The sequence below is a fragment of the Capnocytophaga ochracea DSM 7271 genome (assembly GCF_000023285.1).
Classification (GTDB): domain Bacteria; phylum Bacteroidota; class Bacteroidia; order Flavobacteriales; family Flavobacteriaceae; genus Capnocytophaga; species Capnocytophaga ochracea.
Genome location: NC_013162.1, coordinates 2,177,010 through 2,192,541, shown reverse-complemented (window position 1 = coordinate 2,192,541; position 15,532 = coordinate 2,177,010). Strand labels below are relative to the sequence as shown.

13 protein-coding genes are annotated in these 15,532 nt (G+C 38.9%); 4 read left to right on the top strand and 9 right to left on the bottom strand.

Translation table 11 applies throughout. From position 1 onward, the window contains the following. Positions 1-11 precede the first annotated feature (11 nt). Positions 12-155 carry a hypothetical protein gene (locus COCH_RS12215; protein WP_167524724.1) on the bottom strand — a complete coding sequence of 48 codons (144 nt, stop codon included), beginning with the start codon at positions 153-155 and terminating at the stop codon, positions 12-14. Between the two features lie 257 nt (positions 156-412). On the opposite strand from COCH_RS12215, the gene metG reads away from it, so the two are divergent. Then, positions 413-2,479, top strand: a complete 2,067-nt coding sequence (gene metG / locus COCH_RS09225) for a methionine--tRNA ligase (RefSeq protein WP_009418722.1) — start codon at positions 413-415, stop codon at positions 2,477-2,479. Positions 2,480-2,511: 32 nt separating this feature from the next. On the opposite strand, the gene COCH_RS09220 is transcribed toward metG, so the two are convergent. The 8 genes from COCH_RS09220 to COCH_RS09185 all read right to left on the bottom strand — a co-directional run bounded on the left by COCH_RS09220 (position 2,512) and on the right by COCH_RS09185 (position 10,697). Next, complete coding sequence (locus COCH_RS09220; protein ID WP_009418723.1) at positions 2,512-3,387, bottom strand: DMT family transporter; 876 nt, start codon at positions 3,385-3,387, stop codon at positions 2,512-2,514. Positions 3,388-3,395: 8 nt separating this feature from the next. Then, positions 3,396-3,761, bottom strand: coding sequence for a diacylglycerol kinase family protein (locus COCH_RS09215; RefSeq protein ID WP_009418724.1), 366 nt, complete (start codon positions 3,759-3,761; stop codon positions 3,396-3,398). A 16-nt stretch (positions 3,762-3,777) separates the two neighbouring features. Next, positions 3,778-4,476 carry a polyprenol monophosphomannose synthase gene (locus tag COCH_RS09210; protein WP_015782869.1) on the bottom strand — a complete coding sequence of 233 codons (699 nt, stop codon included), beginning with the start codon at positions 4,474-4,476 and terminating at the stop codon, positions 3,778-3,780. A 113-nt stretch (positions 4,477-4,589) separates the two neighbouring features. Continuing rightward, complete coding sequence (locus COCH_RS09205) at positions 4,590-5,852, bottom strand: aminotransferase class I/II-fold pyridoxal phosphate-dependent enzyme (protein WP_015782868.1); 1,263 nt, start codon at positions 5,850-5,852, stop codon at positions 4,590-4,592. Between the two features lie 34 nt (positions 5,853-5,886). Beyond that, positions 5,887-6,888, bottom strand: coding sequence for a PLP-dependent cysteine synthase family protein (locus COCH_RS09200; RefSeq protein ID WP_015782867.1), 1,002 nt, complete (start codon positions 6,886-6,888; stop codon positions 5,887-5,889). Between the two features lie 48 nt (positions 6,889-6,936). Next, positions 6,937-7,302, bottom strand: coding sequence for a hypothetical protein (locus COCH_RS09195; protein WP_015782866.1), 366 nt, complete (start codon positions 7,300-7,302; stop codon positions 6,937-6,939). Between the two features lie 19 nt (positions 7,303-7,321). Beyond that, positions 7,322-8,191 (bottom strand): nucleoside phosphorylase, encoded by an 870-nt coding sequence (locus tag COCH_RS09190; protein WP_015782865.1) that lies wholly within the window; start codon positions 8,189-8,191, stop codon positions 7,322-7,324. 49 nt (positions 8,192-8,240) lie between these two features. After that, positions 8,241-10,697: an ATP-binding response regulator gene (locus COCH_RS09185; protein ID WP_223375720.1), complete on the bottom strand. Its 2,457-nt coding sequence runs from the start codon at positions 10,695-10,697 to the stop codon at positions 8,241-8,243. 797 nt (positions 10,698-11,494) lie between these two features. On the opposite strand from COCH_RS09185, the gene COCH_RS09180 reads away from it, so the two are divergent. From COCH_RS09180 to COCH_RS09170, 3 genes are all read left to right on the top strand, one after another. Further along, positions 11,495-12,046 (top strand): DUF4199 domain-containing protein, encoded by a 552-nt coding sequence (locus COCH_RS09180; protein WP_015782863.1) that lies wholly within the window; start codon positions 11,495-11,497, stop codon positions 12,044-12,046. Between the two features lie 422 nt (positions 12,047-12,468). Then, positions 12,469-13,608 (top strand): heparan-alpha-glucosaminide N-acetyltransferase domain-containing protein, encoded by a 1,140-nt coding sequence (locus COCH_RS09175; RefSeq protein ID WP_015782862.1) that lies wholly within the window; start codon positions 12,469-12,471, stop codon positions 13,606-13,608. Further along, positions 13,605-15,506: a S9 family peptidase gene (locus COCH_RS09170; RefSeq protein WP_015782861.1), complete on the top strand. Its 1,902-nt coding sequence runs from the start codon at positions 13,605-13,607 to the stop codon at positions 15,504-15,506. Before COCH_RS09175 ends, COCH_RS09170 begins: the two co-directional genes overlap by 4 nt. The last annotated feature ends 26 nt before the right edge of the window (positions 15,507-15,532 follow it).

Here is a 15,532-nt window from a genome sequence, read left to right as displayed (position 1 = left end):
TTGCGTTAGATTCACTTTATTCCCATCCTTTCTTCGTTCATTGTTCGTCTTTTGTTCGTCTTTTGTTCGTTCTTTGTTCGTCTTTTGTTCGTCATTCCTTCGTCTTTTGTTCGTTTTTTATTCGTCTTTTCTCCATCTGCCCGTGCGGCTCGCACCGTCTTTTGTTCGGGCTTTATTCGTCTTTTCTCTATCTGCCCGTGCGGCTCGCACCGTCTTTTGTTCGTTCTTTATTCGTCTTTTCTCCATCTGCCCGTGTGGCTCGCACCGTCTTTTGTTCGTTCTTTATTCGTCTTTTCCCCATCTGCCCGCGTCGCTCGCACTCGTAGAATATACTTTTTCACTTTTCACTTTTCACTTTTCACTTTTATTCGTACCTTTGCCACCCAAAAATATATAATTCAAAACTCAAAAAATGTCTAAACGTTATACCATTACGGCAGCCCTACCCTATACCAATGGACCTATTCACATCGGTCATTTGGCGGGAGTATATGTGCCAGCTGATATTTTTGCACGTTATCAACGCTTAAAAAACAACGATGTAGCCTTTATTTGCGGAAGCGATGAACACGGAGTAGCCATCTCTATCAAAGCCAAAAAAGAAGGTACTACCCCACAGGCTATTATCGATAAATACCACGCGATTATCAAGCAATCGTTTGCTGATTTTGGCATTTCATTCGACAACTATTCGCGTACTTCTGCCCCTATCCATCACCAAACAGCTTCCGATTTCTTCAAAAAACTATATGAACAAGGTGATTTTATAGAAGAAATATCCGAACAACTCTATGATGAAGAGGCACACCAATTCCTTGCCGACCGCTTTGTGATTGGTACTTGTCCGAAATGTGGTAACCCCGAGGCTTACGGCGATCAATGCGAGCGTTGTGGTAGTTCACTCAACGCTACCGACCTCATCGACCCTAAATCGTCAATCACAGGTAGCAAACCTACGCTAAAAGCTACCAAACACTGGTTTTTACCCCTCAATCGTTACCAAGAGTTTTTGGAAAAATGGATATTAGAAGGTCACAAATCCGATTGGAAACCTAATGTATATGGGCAGGTAAAAAGTTGGTTAGACGACGAACTCAAACCGCGTGCTGTAACCCGCGACCTCGATTGGGGAATTCCCGTACCCGTAGAAGGCGCTGAAGGCAAAGTACTCTACGTGTGGTTCGATGCGCCTATCGGTTATATTTCTTCTACTAAAGAGTGGGCTGAACGCGAAGGCAAAGACTGGCGTCCTTATTGGCAAGACAGTGATACCCAATTGGTGCATTTCATTGGGAAAGACAATATCGTATTCCATTGCATTATCTTCCCAGCAATGCTCAAGGCTGAAGGTAGCTTTATACTGCCTGCAAATGTGCCTGCTAATGAGTTCCTAAACTTAGAAGGCAACAAGCTCTCTACCTCCAAAAACTGGGCTGTGTGGTTACACGAGTACTTGCAAGATTTTCCTAATCAGCAAGATGTATTGCGTTATGTTCTTACCGCCAATGCTCCCGAAACCAAAGACAACGACTTTACTTGGAAAGACTTCCAAGCGCGTAACAACAACGAACTTGTGGCTATCTTTGGGAATTTCATCAATCGCGTGGCAGTGCTAACGCAGAAATATTATGAAGGAGTAGTACCACAAGCAGATACTTATAATAACGTAGATAATGAAACACTTCGTCAAATCACAGAACTTACCGATAAGATAGAACAATCATTAGAACGTTACCGTTTTCGCGAAGCCCAACAAGAACTGATGAATATGGCGCGCTTAGGCAATAAATATTTAGCTGATGAAGAACCCTGGAAACTCATCAAAACCGACCCTGAGCGCGTAAAGACTGTAATGTACATAGCTTTACAAATTGCAACAGCTTTGGCAGTTGCTAGCGAACCTTTCTTGCCTTTCACCTCCGAGAAACTCAAACGTATGTTGCAATTGGGGACAATTACTTGGGAGAGTCTAAAAACAAACGCCACCGAATTGCTAAAAGCAGGACATCGCATAGGTGTTGTAGAACTTCTTTTCGAAAAGATTGAAGATGCCGCTATCGAAAAGCAATTACAGCGTTTAGAGAACACTAAATTAGCTAATAAGCAAGAAGCCCAAGCCAATGCTGAAACTGAAGTAGCTCCACAAAAAGAACTCATCAGTTACGATGATTTTGCAAAGATGGATATTCGCATTGGTACTATCTTGGAAGCTGAAAAGATGCCTAAGGCAGATAAACTCCTCGTTTTAAAAGTAGATACAGGTATTGATAAACGTACTATCGTTTCGGGTATAGCCCAAAGTTTCGCTCCTGAGGAGATTATAGGTAAAAAGGTAACTGTATTGGTAAACCTTGCTCCGCGCAAACTACGCGGTGTAGAAAGCCAAGGAATGATACTAATGGTAGAAAATTCCGAAGGCAAATACACCTTCATCAATCCTGATGCCGATGGAATTACTAATGGTACTGAAGTAAAATAAGAATATTATAAAAGTAGAGATACAATGTAACTCTACTTTTTTCTTTTTAAGATATCTATCATTACTGCAATGATAATGAGTAGCACTCCTATAATAAGATTTGTTGTAAGACTTTCTTGTTGAAATATCCAAATACTAATAGCTACTGCTACAATGGGCTCCATTACCCCAATAATAGCCGTAGGAGTAGAACCTATCATTCTGATAGCATAAATAAGGGTGATGATAGAAAACAAAGTAGTTACTATACCGAAACTTGTGAGCAGTAAACTCATTTTTACTTCTGGAATGGGGAGAGGGGTGCCTATAACCCATAGTTTTACAAGAAAATAAACTGAAGAAAATAAGGTAGAATAAAACGATACTTTTATTCCTGAAGCCGATATTTTAGACTTATTGACAATGAGCATATAGAGTGCATACGAAACTGCCCCAAGTAATGATACTCCTGCCCCTACATAGTTGATTGAAAAGTTTGTTACATCTTTTACACTGAGTAAGAAAACACCTATTAATACAATAAAAAGTGCTAAAATCGTAGGAAAAGTAATATGTTCTTTGAAGAAAACACCCAAAGCAAGTGCTACTATTAGTGGATACATAAAAAATATAGTAGAAGCAATGCCTGGAGAGAGCAAATCGTAGGCAAGAAAGAGAAATTCAGCTGAAAGGGCGTACAGCAATCCTAAAATAAGGAAGATAAACACTTCACGAGGGGTAATGCGCAGTGTCTCTTTTCGGTAGAAAAGATAAAACATAATAAAAAGACTCGCTGTAATAAAGCGATAGAAAAGTGCCGCATCTACCGAAAAACCTTGCTGCTTAATAGGAATCATAAACAGCGGAATCATACCATAAGTAACCGCTGAAATAAAAGCTGCTAAATACCCTTTTACTATATCTTTCATAGTAAAAATTAAAAGAGTTCCATTACATAAGGATAATAGATGATACAGAGTACAATGCTTACAGGTATCACAGCAAAGCCTACACTTCCGGCAGCAACATCTTTGATAATCCCAATAGTTTTATGATGATCGGGGTGGATGAAGTCGCAGAGTTTCTCAACGGCTGTATTGAGTCCTTCAACTGATAACACTATAGCGATACACAACAGTTGTACAATCCACTCATTGGTAGTAATGCCGAAACAAAAGCCTAAAATCACCCATACTAAAGAGATAACGATGTGTACCATCACTGGGGGTTCATTCTTTATTAAATAAAACAAACCTTGAAATACATATTGTAAGCTTTTGAGTCTTTTTCTTATAAATTCCATAATTCTTTATGCTGATTTATTTTTTAAATCGCATTCCGATAACGCCAAAGATAGCTTCACGGATAATGCTTTTATTCATTTTTGATTTTCCTTTAGTTCTATCGGTAAAGATGATAGGTACTTCAGTGATTTTAAACTTCTTGAGGTAAGCACGATACTTCATCTCTATTTGAAAGGCATAGCCTACAAATCGGATAGTATTCAGGTCGATGCTCTCTAATACCCTTCGGTGGTAACACACAAAGCCAGCAGTAGGGTCTTTGATTTTCATTCCTGTAATCACCCTCACATAGATAGAAGCCCCATAGGATAACAAGATGCGTTGCAAAGGCCAATTCACTACATTCACACCTTTCACATAACGCGACCCAATTGCTACATCAGCACCTTGCTGACAAGCCTCATAAAGTCGTAAGAGGTCAGTAGGGCTGTGAGAGAAATCGGCATCCATCTCAAAAATATATTCATAGTCGCGTGCTAATGCCCACTGAAAGCCGTAAATATAAGCTGTTCCTAAGCCTTTTTTCTCTGTGCGTACCTCTAAAAAAAGTCGGTTAGGGTAAATATTTTGTAATTCGCGTACCTTATCGGCAGTACCATCAGGAGAATTGTCGTCTACAATAAGAATGTGAAACTTATCACTTTGGGCAAATACAGCCTTTATGATAGCTTCTATATTTTCAATTTCGTTATATGTAGGAATGACAATTAACAATGAACAATTAATAATTTAACAAGGTGGGCATACACAAAAACTTTGCCAAAGTTGGTCGTAGCACAGTAAGCTATCTCACTTTGGCAAAGTATTCTTTTTCAATTAATAATTAATTACATATCTCCCATTTCTTTAGTAAGTTCAGCATTTATAGCGCGGTATACGCCTGTTTCGAGTTTCTCACGAATCGCTGAGAATGCTTCCAAAGTGCGGTCGATATCTTCTTTACTGTGTGAAGCGGTAGGAATAATGCGCAAAAGTATCATTCCTTTTGGAATCACAGGATAAACTACTATCGACAAGAAGATACCATAGTGCTCACGTAGGTCGTTTACCATAGCCATTGCCTCAGGAATACTACCATGCAAGAATACAGGCGTTACGCAAGTATTGGTATTACCGATATTGAAACCACGTTCTTTAAGTCCGTTTTGCAAACGATTTACATTGTCCCATAACTTTTGTTGTAGTTCGGGCATTGTTTCCATCATTTCCAAACGTTTCAAAGCTCCTTTTACATAAATCATTGGAAGTGATTTAGCAAACATTTGAGAGCGGAGATTGTATTTGAGGTAGTCCACTACTTTAGCATTTCCAGCAACGAAAGCTCCAATACCTGCCATTGATTTAGCAAAAGTAGAAAAATAAACATCAATTTCATCTTGTACGCCTTGGTGAACACCAGTTCCTTCTCCACGAGGACCTAAGGTACCAAAACCGTGCGCATCGTCTACCAAAAGGCGGAAAGGATATTTCTTTTTAAGAGCTACGATTTCTTTAAGTTTGCCTTGTTCACCACGCATCCCGAAAACACCTTCTGAAATCACCAAGATACCGCCTCCTGTAGTTTCAGCTAATTTAGCCGCACGCTCTAAGTTTTTCTCAAAGCTCTCCATATCGTTGTGTTGATAGGTATAGCGTTTACCAAAGTGCAAGCGTACCCCATCGATAATACAAGCGTGTGCATCAACATCGTATACAATCACATCGTTTTTAGTAACCAAAGCATCGATAATAGACACCATTCCTTGGTAACCAAAGTTGAGCAAATAAGATGCTTCTTTGTGTACAAATTTGGCTAAACGTTTTTCGAGTTCTTCGTGCATAGTAGTATGCCCGCTCATCATACGAGCCCCCATAGGGTAAGCAGCACCATACTCGGCAGCTGCTTCGGCATCTACTTTGCGGACTTCAGGATGATTGGCAAGCCCTAAATAGTCGTTGATACTCCAGTTGAGGATTTCTTTTCCTTGAAATTTCATATGAGGGCCTAATTCGCCTTCCAATTTAGGGAATACATAATACCCCTCGGCGTGGTCAGACCAGCGCCCTATACTTCCTTTATTTGCATAAATATGCTCAAATAAATCTTTCATTCGTTCTTTATCTTATTTTGTTAATTGATAATTTTTAGTCAATAAATCCTTGTTTTTTCATCCAATCGTCGCTATAGATTTTGTTCATATAGCGCGAACCGTGGTCGGCGAAGAGGACTACTACGATGCTATTTTCGTCGAATTTACCTGCCTCAGCATATTGTTTTACCGCTTGTATTGCAGCCCCACTAGTGTAGCCCATAAAGAGCCCCTCGGTACGTGCTAATTTGCGAGCCATAAGTGCTGCATCTTTATCGGTTACTTTGATGAACTCATCAATGACATCGAAATCAGTAGCAGTAGGAATCAAGTTTTTACCTATTCCTTCTATTTTGTATGGATATACTTCGGCAGGGTCAAACTCTCGGGTTTCGTGATATTTTTTGATAGCCGAACCATAGGCATCTACCCCCAGTACTTGCACTCTTGGGTTTTGCTCTTTTAGGTAGTGAGCAATACCTGAAATGGTACCGCCTGTTCCACTACATACCACCACGTGAGTAATCTCGCCTTGTGTTTGTTCCCATATCTCACGCCCTGTCTGGTAATGAGATTCTGGATTTAGTGGATTGAAATACTGATTGACATAGATAGAATTAGGAGTTTCGTTATGGATACGTTTTGCTACTTCGTAGTAAGAGCGAGGGTCATCGGGAGCAACATTTGCAGGGCACAAATGCACCTCTGCTCCTAAGGCTTGGAGCATTTCTACTTTGTCGTGAGACGATTTATCGCTAATAGCAATGATACAGCGGTAGCCTCTTAGGGCACTTATCATTGCTAAACTGTAGCCCGTGTTGCCAGAGCTAGTTTCTACGATGGTACTACCTGGTTTAAGTAATCCCTTACGTTCGGCATCTTCTACAATGTACTTAGCCACCCTATCCTTAGCAGAATGACCCACATTGAAAGCCTCAAGCTTTGCAAAATAACGCCCTTTGAGACCTTTGGTAATTTTGTGCAATTCCAAAAGGGGCGTATTACCAATGAGTTGTAGTAAGCTGCTATGTACGTTCAATGATTCATCTATTTTCATTAGTTACTTAGTTTATTTTAAGTGGCAAAAATACGAATAATTTATCAATTAGCAAATTTCGATAAGTCCTTGAAAGTTGAGTTTATAAGGCTCATCTTTATATAAAGGGAGGGTTTCATCTGTTACATTGCTAAGCCCTACACCAGCGTAGAAAGTACGAGCGTTGTGCCTTTCGGCGTGTTTGCGCACCACTTCCATAAATACTATATCATAGTCGGTAGGGTCGTCGCCATAAGGGACTGCACGGACAATGATGAAGTATTTTTGGTTGTTTTTATCTACACATACAAATTGAGGGTCGCGTTTGAGTTCACTATTCACTAATAGAAATTCCCATTGTAGTTCCTTTTGTAAGGCTTCACCTACAATGTTCATCGCTAAATTGTGGAGTTCTTGACCTGTGAGGGGCGTCATATTCACTTTTATATAGCGACTATTTTGCCAATTGTTCTAAGCCATACACTATCAAGTCTTCTACTACTTTTTTAGTATCCTTGGTGAAAGTGCCTGTAGGGCGATTGGCAATGATAGCATTGAGTGAAACTGCTTGGTGTCCTAAGAGTTTAGAGAGCCCATAGATGGCTGAGGTTTCCATTTCGAGGTTCGTCATACGATGTCCATTGTAATTGAAGCTGTGGAGTTTATCATTAAGTCCAGGGTCTTGCACTGGCAAGCGCAATACGCGCCCTTGAGGACCATAGAAGCCTGGAGCAGTACCGGTAATTCCTTCAAATACCTTATCGGTGAGGAGGCGTTTTTTGAGTTCTTGTCCGCAAGCTATAATATAAGGGCGACCTTTGAGGGGATTCCAACCTGTATGAGCGATAAAAGCCTCTTCCATAGCGAGTTCACGTACCTTAGGGCTATCTTTATATGAATGGAACATATTGTCCATACCCAATCCGTGAGAAGAGAGTACAAAACTATCTACGGGTATATCGGCTTGTAGAGAGCCAGAGGTACCGAAACGCACTATATTGAGCGATGTGAGCTGTTCTTTGGGCTGGCGCGTATGCAAATCGATGTTGGCAAGGGCATCGAGCTCGTTGATAACAATGTCGATATTGTCAGGACCTATACCCGTAGAAATTACAGTAAGGCGTTTACCTTTATAAGTACCTGTATGGGTGCAGAATTCGCGTTTTTGGGTGCTAAATTCTATATTGTCAAAATAAGCGCTCACACGAGGTACACGATTAGGGTCGCCTACCAAAATAACAGTATCGGCGACTTGTTCAGGTCGCAAATTGATGTGGTAAATACTACCATCGGGATTCAAGATAAGTTCAGATTCTTTAATCATAGTATGGTGGGTTTTTAATTCTAAAATATTATTACTTATTATATTTAACTTATTGCATTATTTTCTTTAAATAACTTTCAATAGCTGGTTTGCATTCATTGTTAAACAGCTGTTCTAACTTATGAATTTGAGAATGTAAATCTGAAATGCTTTCATTAGTTACCTTATTTAAGTAGATGAGTATTTCGGATTCACGCTTGGCATTTATCTGTGCAAACATACTGGTCATTTTATGAGCTATTGCCTTAATACCTTTGTAATCCTTATTATCAACATAGATTTTTAAGTTTTCCAAGTTAGTATCTGTTTCGGCTAAGAAATGTTGATAAATATTAACAATACCTTCTATATCATCTCCCATAAAGTTCTCCAATACCTCAGGAGTATATCCTCCTGTGGTAACATTATCGGTTAAGATAATTGTCTTTTGTTCTACTTTGGTGTCGAGCTTAGGGAAAAAGACTTTTAGTTTCTCATAAAACTGCTCAGGAGTAAACGGTTTAGGAAGGATACCGGAGAAGCCACTCTTCATATAAAAACTTTCGGGCACGTCGCGTCTACCTGTAATGGCTAATACAGGAAGCGGGTTGTTCTTATACTGTTCATTAAAGAGCGTTACAAAGTGGAAGCCATTCATTTCGGGCAATTGTATATCGGTAATTACCAAGTCGAAATTATGGTTAGTCATTTGAGTAAACGCATCTTTACCATTGTTAAACGTAATAGCGTTAATGTCCTTCTGCTTCAAGAGTTCTTCAATGAGACTAAGGATAGAGAAATCGTCATCAATTACTATAATTGTAATCTTATTGGCGGGCTTGTTTGAGGTTATAATTTGAGGTGCTTTGGTTCGCTCTACTACTTTTTCGGCTAAGAAGCGTAAGGTAAAGGTACTGCCCTTGCCTTCGTTACTCTCTAAATATATCTTACCTCTGAGCAAATGCGCTAATTTTTGAGAGATATGCAAACCTAAACCAGAACCTCCATAACGCTTAGAAATCTCATCGTTGGCTTGAGTAAACTCATCAAAGATGTGTTGTTGCTGTTCTTTCTTTATACCAATACCTGTATCGGTAACAGCAATACCTATTTCATACACATCGTTGCCTAACGGACGTGCATCGGCTTGTATGTGTACGTTGCCACGTTCGGTAAACTTAAAGGCATTAGAAATGAGGTTATACAATATCTGCTTCACACGATAAGCATCGCTTGAAAAGTTTAGATTATTTACCGTTTCGGAGAAAGTGAAGGTAAGGTTTATCTCCTTAGTTTTATAAGCTGACTTCACATTATTGGCTACCTCATCAATAATTTCGGCGGTATTGAAAGGAACTTTTTCAACAGATATTTTTCCTGCCTCGATACGAGTATAATCTAATAGTTCATCTACTAATTTAGATATATATTCTGATGAATACTTGATATGTGAAAGATAATTCTTACCCTTATCGGAGATTTTCTGTTTGCTAAGCAATTCGGAATATCCCACAATAGAACTCAATGGAGTACGCAAATCGTGGCTTACCATAGAAATGAGTTGCTCACGGTTTTTCAGTAGGTTATACGATTTCCGGTTAGCGGTTTCGAGTTTACGACGATAACGTTGAGAGGTAACAAAATCATTGATAATCACAATAGAAGAAATGGCAATAATGCCCAAAGCTACCAAAAAGGCTAACATCAATAGGTTTTTACTATTCTCAAAAATAGCTCGACGCTCTTGACTTAGTTTTTGTGAATTAGCCAATACCTCTTCTTCAAAATTATGTAGTAGGTCGTCAAGTTTTTGAGATAAACGCACATCGTTTTGCCAAAGGCTTTGCATTCGTTCATTAATTTGGCTTTTAGACTCTTGCGTATCTTCATTTACCTTATTGAGCAAGGTAAGCGTTTCCATTACTACCTTATCGAATTTGGTATTTTTGAACGTTTTTGGAATCTTGATATTCTTATATTTCTTTAAGATAGAAGCAATATCAGTAGCGGGAACAGGGGTATATTCTCTATTTTTACGTCGGGAATAGGTTTTGTTATATACTTCATAACCTAAATAAGGTTCCAAACTTGAGAGCTTACTGATGGCACTGCGAATAATGATAGAAGTACTGTCGCTTTCTTGAAAAGCTTTTAACTCCTGCAAGTTTTCACTTTTAAGATTTAGCAAAGAAGTAATAGTATCGAGGGTTAAGAGCTGTCTTTCGGAAGTAATATCACGACGAAATTTTAGTACCTCATTCTGTAAAGTAACATTTTTTTCTAAGAAAACTTGAAGCGCTTCTCTATCATCGGTACGTATAGCGACCCTTCCTGCGCTTTCGGTGTCGTTCATCAGGGTGAGTATCTTGCTAATTTGGATAATTTTATTTCTGTCTTGCTGGTTAATTTCTTCTTGGTGTGAGAGTTTTTGTATTTCTTTATAGACTACATATCCTGCTACAATAGACACGCAGATGAGCAATACATAGCTCACAATAACTTTAAGAGTTACTTTGTTTGACTTCATTTTGAGTATTTTAGTGCGTAAAAAAGACATTTATTAACCGACAAAAGTACGACTTTTTTTTTAATGTACAACTATAATAAGAAAAATCTATATTTTTAAGAAGTAAAAGATAAAAAAATGGTTAATGATTAATGATTAATGATTAATGGTTAATGGTTAATGGTGAAATTATACAAAGCTTATAAGATAGTTGAACAATAAGAGGCTTTTCAGTGGGTCTACAGTGGCTCTACAGTGGCTCTACAGTGGCTCTACAGTGGGTCTACAATAAATAAAAGACGGTACGAGCTGCACGGGCAGATAGAGAAAAGACGAACAAAATATCCTCTCCCCAATCACATACTCTCCTATTCGGAGACTACTCCCAAGGAGAGGGAGTGTAGTAACGGAAAAGTGAGACGAACAAAAGACGGTGCGAGCCGCACGGGCAGATAAAAAATGAACGAACAAAAGACGAACAAAGAACGAACAAAGAACGAACAAAAGACGAACAAATGACGAACAAATGACGAACAATGAACGAACAAAAGGCGAAGGTAAGTTAACGTTAAAACAGAGATAAAAAGAAGGTTATTGAGAGGACTTCTACTCTGCCAAAGTTAAATCTTGGCAAAGTCCATAACACTAAAGCGAAAATAAGATTGAGAGCAGAAGATAATTTGTTGTAGAACTGGTGTTTATAAGAAATGATTTATACAAGGGGATTTCCGAGGTGAGAAAAAAAGAAGAAAAAATTATTTTTTTTATTGTATGTATTAATATTTTTTCTACTTTTGTGGCATTAACTTAAATATTCAATGTTTATGGAAACAAAAAATGTAAATTTCCTAAGTATTGCACTTAGAAACGGTATTTTATTGGGGGTTGCTTGTGTAGTTTTAAGCGTATTGCTGTACGTAACCAACCTTTTGTACACTGGAAGTTTTTTGATAGGTGCTATCACTTGGCTATTGAATTTAGCTATCTGTGTAGTTTTTATCGTGATGGCTGTTCAGCAGTACAAAACGGCTAACGACGGTTTCTTAACTGTAGGTGAAGCTATTAAAGTGGGGATAGTAACCGCTCTCGTAGGAGGGGTAATCGCTGCTATTTACAGTGTAATCTACACTACTGTTATTGACCCTAACTATTATGAAAAAGTAGTAGAGGTTACAATGGAAAAAATGAGTGCTTTTACCTCTAATTTCAGTGAAGAACAAATGGAAGAGCTTCGTGAAAAAACACTTGAGAGCAAGCCTTCTGTGGTATGGACATTCTTTTCATCGATATTGGGCTCTGCTATTGGAGGTGTTATTATCTCGGCTATAGTAGGAGCTGTGAAGAAGAAAGAACGCCCAATGCCTCTTTAATGGTTGCTCCCTCTCAATAGATAAAAACAACTGATTATCAGTAATAAAACTTTGCCAAAGGTTGTAGCGCAACAAGCTATTGAAACTTTGGCAAAGTTCTTTTATTATAAAAGAGCTAACATTGCTCGTTACTTGTTGATACTATTAAGTCAATCACATAAAATTTCCTTCTAAAAAGAAGAAACAGAAATTGAAACACATTAGTTTCAAAATTTTAAAAAAATCGGTAGCAAGCTACCTAAAATACTTTGCTAAAACCTTTCACACAAGGAAAAACCTCAATTTTTGTTTAATTCATAATGACGTAAGCCTCACTTCTTTACTCATTGGATTTCGTACGTTTTCCTTAGTTAGTTCTTAACTATTACTTGCTAATTGTTATTTATTTTGTACCTTTGCACTCTCTTTATGATATTAAGATTATGGAAAAAATAAAGAAATTCAGACTTGACTTCATAGATGTGATTCGCGCCTTTGCTATCTGTATGATGCTACAAGGGCATTTTATAAATGGACTACTTGCTGACCGCTACCGCGACGAAAATAACTTTATATACTGGCTATGGCACTACTGCACTGGTATTACCGCTCCTGTGTTCTTCACTGTTTCGGGGTTTATCTTCACTTTTTTATTGGTAAAAGAAAGTGATGCTACAAAAGTAGGCTGGAATAACCCTCGCGTGAAGAAAGGTATTAGGCGTGGACTGATGCTCATCGGTATTGCTTACTTCTTGCGTATGAGTTTCCAAAGTGTAGATGTACTGCACTGTATTGGGCTTTCACTCTTGTTGCTCATCACTACTTACTTACTTTCATATAACCGCAAGTCGTGGGTAATGCCTACGATATTGCTCACCACTACCCTACTGGCGTTCACTTTTGAGCCTTTTTACAAGGATTTGCGCTTTGATTCACTACCCTTGCCGATTGCTAATTACCTAACTCGTGCACACGGTAGTTTCTTCCCTATTTTTCCTTGGTTTGGCTATGTGTCGTTTGGAGGGTTTATGGGATATCTATTTCAGCGATATAAAAATCACCCTCACCTATACCGCAATGCTATTCTGCTATTTCTAAGCGTAGGAGCATTCTTGTTGTGGGGTTTTCACTTTATGATAGAACAATTGTTCTATATCAACCATTCGCCATTTTTTGAGCAACTAATGCAGGATTTTGCTTATTTGCGTTTGGGGAATGTGTTACTCGTGTTTGGTTTCTTTGCCCTAATGCGCAATGTGATTACTTCAGAACTGATTAAAACTATTGGGCAAAACACCCTATCGATTTACGTTATACACTGCTTTATCATATACGGTAGTATTACCTCACACGGGCTTATACAGCACTTCGGAGGGCAGTTGAAACCTTATCAAGTGGTATTAGGAGCGCCTGCCTTTATAGCCGTGTGCGTATGGTTATCGTTTATTTACAACCGCATAAAACCTGTTATCAAATCGGGTATTGGCTTTGTATTAAAAGAAATCAGAGCGTTTTTGGTAGAGAGTTACCAATTTATTGTAAAACTATTAGGAAGGCTTGTTGCCTTATTTGTTAAGGAATGAAAAAACATCTTATTATTTTAGCTTCGGTTATGGCATTCAATAGCATACAAGCACAACAACCTCTCACCCCCGAAAAACTATGGGAACTACATCGCGTGAATGGTATAGGTATTACTCCCGACCAGCAATATGTATTGGTGAGTGTGAGTACTCCAAATATAAAGGAAAATACTTTTAACAAAGAATACTATAAACTTGCCGTAAAAGGAGGTGTACCCATTCCTATAAGCAAAGAAGAGGTAGAAAAGCTCACGGCTAAATACAATACCGATAAAAGCCTAAAACTCACTCATAAGGAAGTAAAATTAAAGTCGGTTTTAGGGAAAGACTTCTATACTGACTTAGAAAAATCATCGGGGAAGCTGTACAGTAGCTTAGACCACCGCCATTGGGACACGTGGAATGAAGGCAGTTACAATCACGTGATGATAGAAGATAGTAATGGTAAGCAAACCGATATAATGGAAGGACTGCCCTATTACTGTCCGCAGTTGCCTTTTGGAGGTGATGAGGATTATATATGGAGTCTAGACGGTAAAAAGGTACTTTATGTTACAAAAGCCAAAGTAGGCACTGATTATGTACTGAGCACTAATACTGATATCTATGAGTACGACCTCACCTCGAAAAAAACAACAAACCTCACCGAAGGAATGATGGGGTATGACACTAACCCTCAGTATAACAAAGAAGGCGTACTTGCGTGGCTCAGTATGGCACACGACGGTAATGAAGCTGATAAAAACGATCTTTATATATTGAAGGACGGCAAGCGCATTAACCTTACAGCTAACTGGGATAATACTATTTTCAGTTACCGATGGAGCAATGATGGGAAGCAAATATACCTAATTGCGGCTACCCAAGGAACAGAGCAAGTATTTGTAGTAGCTCCTTTTAGTAAAGATACCACTCCAAGACAACTCACACAAGGCGTATTTGATGTGAATAGTATAGTAGGACAAGCAGGCGACCAATTGGTTGTGATGCGCACGGATATGAACCACGCAGCTGAACTGTATACTATCAACTTAAAAGAGAAAAAAGGACGCATAACACTATCACAGCTTTCACATTTTAATGATGAGCTATACAAAGGGATTGCTGAATGTCCTATTAAGGAGCGTATCATCAAAACTACTGACGGCAAGAGAATGCACGCTTGGGTAATTTACCCACCGAACTTTGACCCTAACAAGAAGTACCCTACCCTACTCTACTGCCAAGGAGGACCACAATCTGTTGTGAGCCAATTTTACAGTTTCCGTTGGAACTTCCAAGTAATGGCTTCACAAGGTTATATAGTGATAGCTCCCAACCGCAGAGGATTACCAGGCTTTGGGGTAGAATGGAATGCAGAAATCAGTGGAGATTGGGGTGGACAGCCTATGCGCGATTATCTATCGGCTATTGATGATATTGCTAAGGAACCTTATGTAGACAAAGACCGATTAGGAGCCATTGGTGCCAGCTACGGAGGATATTCAATCTACTACTTAGCAGGTATTCACCAAAAACGTTTCAAGACGTTTATTGCCCATTGCGGAGTATTTAACTTACAAAGTATGTATGGCACTACCGAAGAGCTTTTCTTCAACAATAACGAAATAGGAGGTGCTTATTGGGATAAAAAGAACGCTGTAGCGCAAAAATCGTATAAAGAGTTTAATCCTATAGAGAAGATTACAGAATGGGACACCCCTATTCTCATCATTCACGGAGGGAAAGACTACCGAGTACCCGAAGAACAGGGATTCCAAGCTTTTACAGCAGCTCAACTGAGAGGCATCAAAAGTGAGTTACTTTATTTTCCTGATGAGAACCACTGGGTATTACAACCTCAGAATGGACTCTTATGGCAGAGAACATTCTTCAAATGGCTAAAAGAAACATTATAAAGCTAAAAGAGGCTATCCTAATTGGA

What these genes read in the sequence shown, in the direction of transcription:
- COCH_RS09220 (WP_009418723.1), bottom strand. Translation starts at nt 3,387, where the DNA reads ATGAAAGATATAGTAAAAGGGTATTTAGCAGCTTTTATTTCAGCGGTT.
- COCH_RS09195 (WP_015782866.1), bottom strand. Translation starts at nt 7,302, where the DNA reads ATGACGCCCCTCACAGGTCAAGAACTCCACAATTTAGCGATGAACATT.
- COCH_RS09215 (WP_009418724.1), bottom strand. Translation starts at nt 3,761, where the DNA reads ATGGAATTTATAAGAAAAAGACTCAAAAGCTTACAATATGTATTTCAA.
- COCH_RS09205 (WP_015782868.1), bottom strand. Translation starts at nt 5,852, where the DNA reads ATGAAAGATTTATTTGAGCATATTTATGCAAATAAAGGAAGTATAGGG.
- COCH_RS09170 (WP_015782861.1), top strand. Translation starts at nt 13,605, where the DNA reads ATGAAAAAACATCTTATTATTTTAGCTTCGGTTATGGCATTCAATAGC.
- COCH_RS09185 (WP_223375720.1), bottom strand. Translation starts at nt 10,697, where the DNA reads ATGAAGTCAAACAAAGTAACTCTTAAAGTTATTGTGAGCTATGTATTG.
- COCH_RS09175 (WP_015782862.1), top strand. Translation starts at nt 12,469, where the DNA reads ATGGAAAAAATAAAGAAATTCAGACTTGACTTCATAGATGTGATTCGC.
- COCH_RS09200 (WP_015782867.1), bottom strand. Translation starts at nt 6,888, where the DNA reads ATGAAAATAGATGAATCATTGAACGTACATAGCAGCTTACTACAACTC.
- COCH_RS09190 (WP_015782865.1), bottom strand. Translation starts at nt 8,191, where the DNA reads ATGATTAAAGAATCTGAACTTATCTTGAATCCCGATGGTAGTATTTAC.
- COCH_RS09180 (WP_015782863.1), top strand. Translation starts at nt 11,495, where the DNA reads ATGTTTATGGAAACAAAAAATGTAAATTTCCTAAGTATTGCACTTAGA.
- metG (WP_009418722.1), top strand. Translation starts at nt 413, where the DNA reads ATGTCTAAACGTTATACCATTACGGCAGCCCTACCCTATACCAATGGA.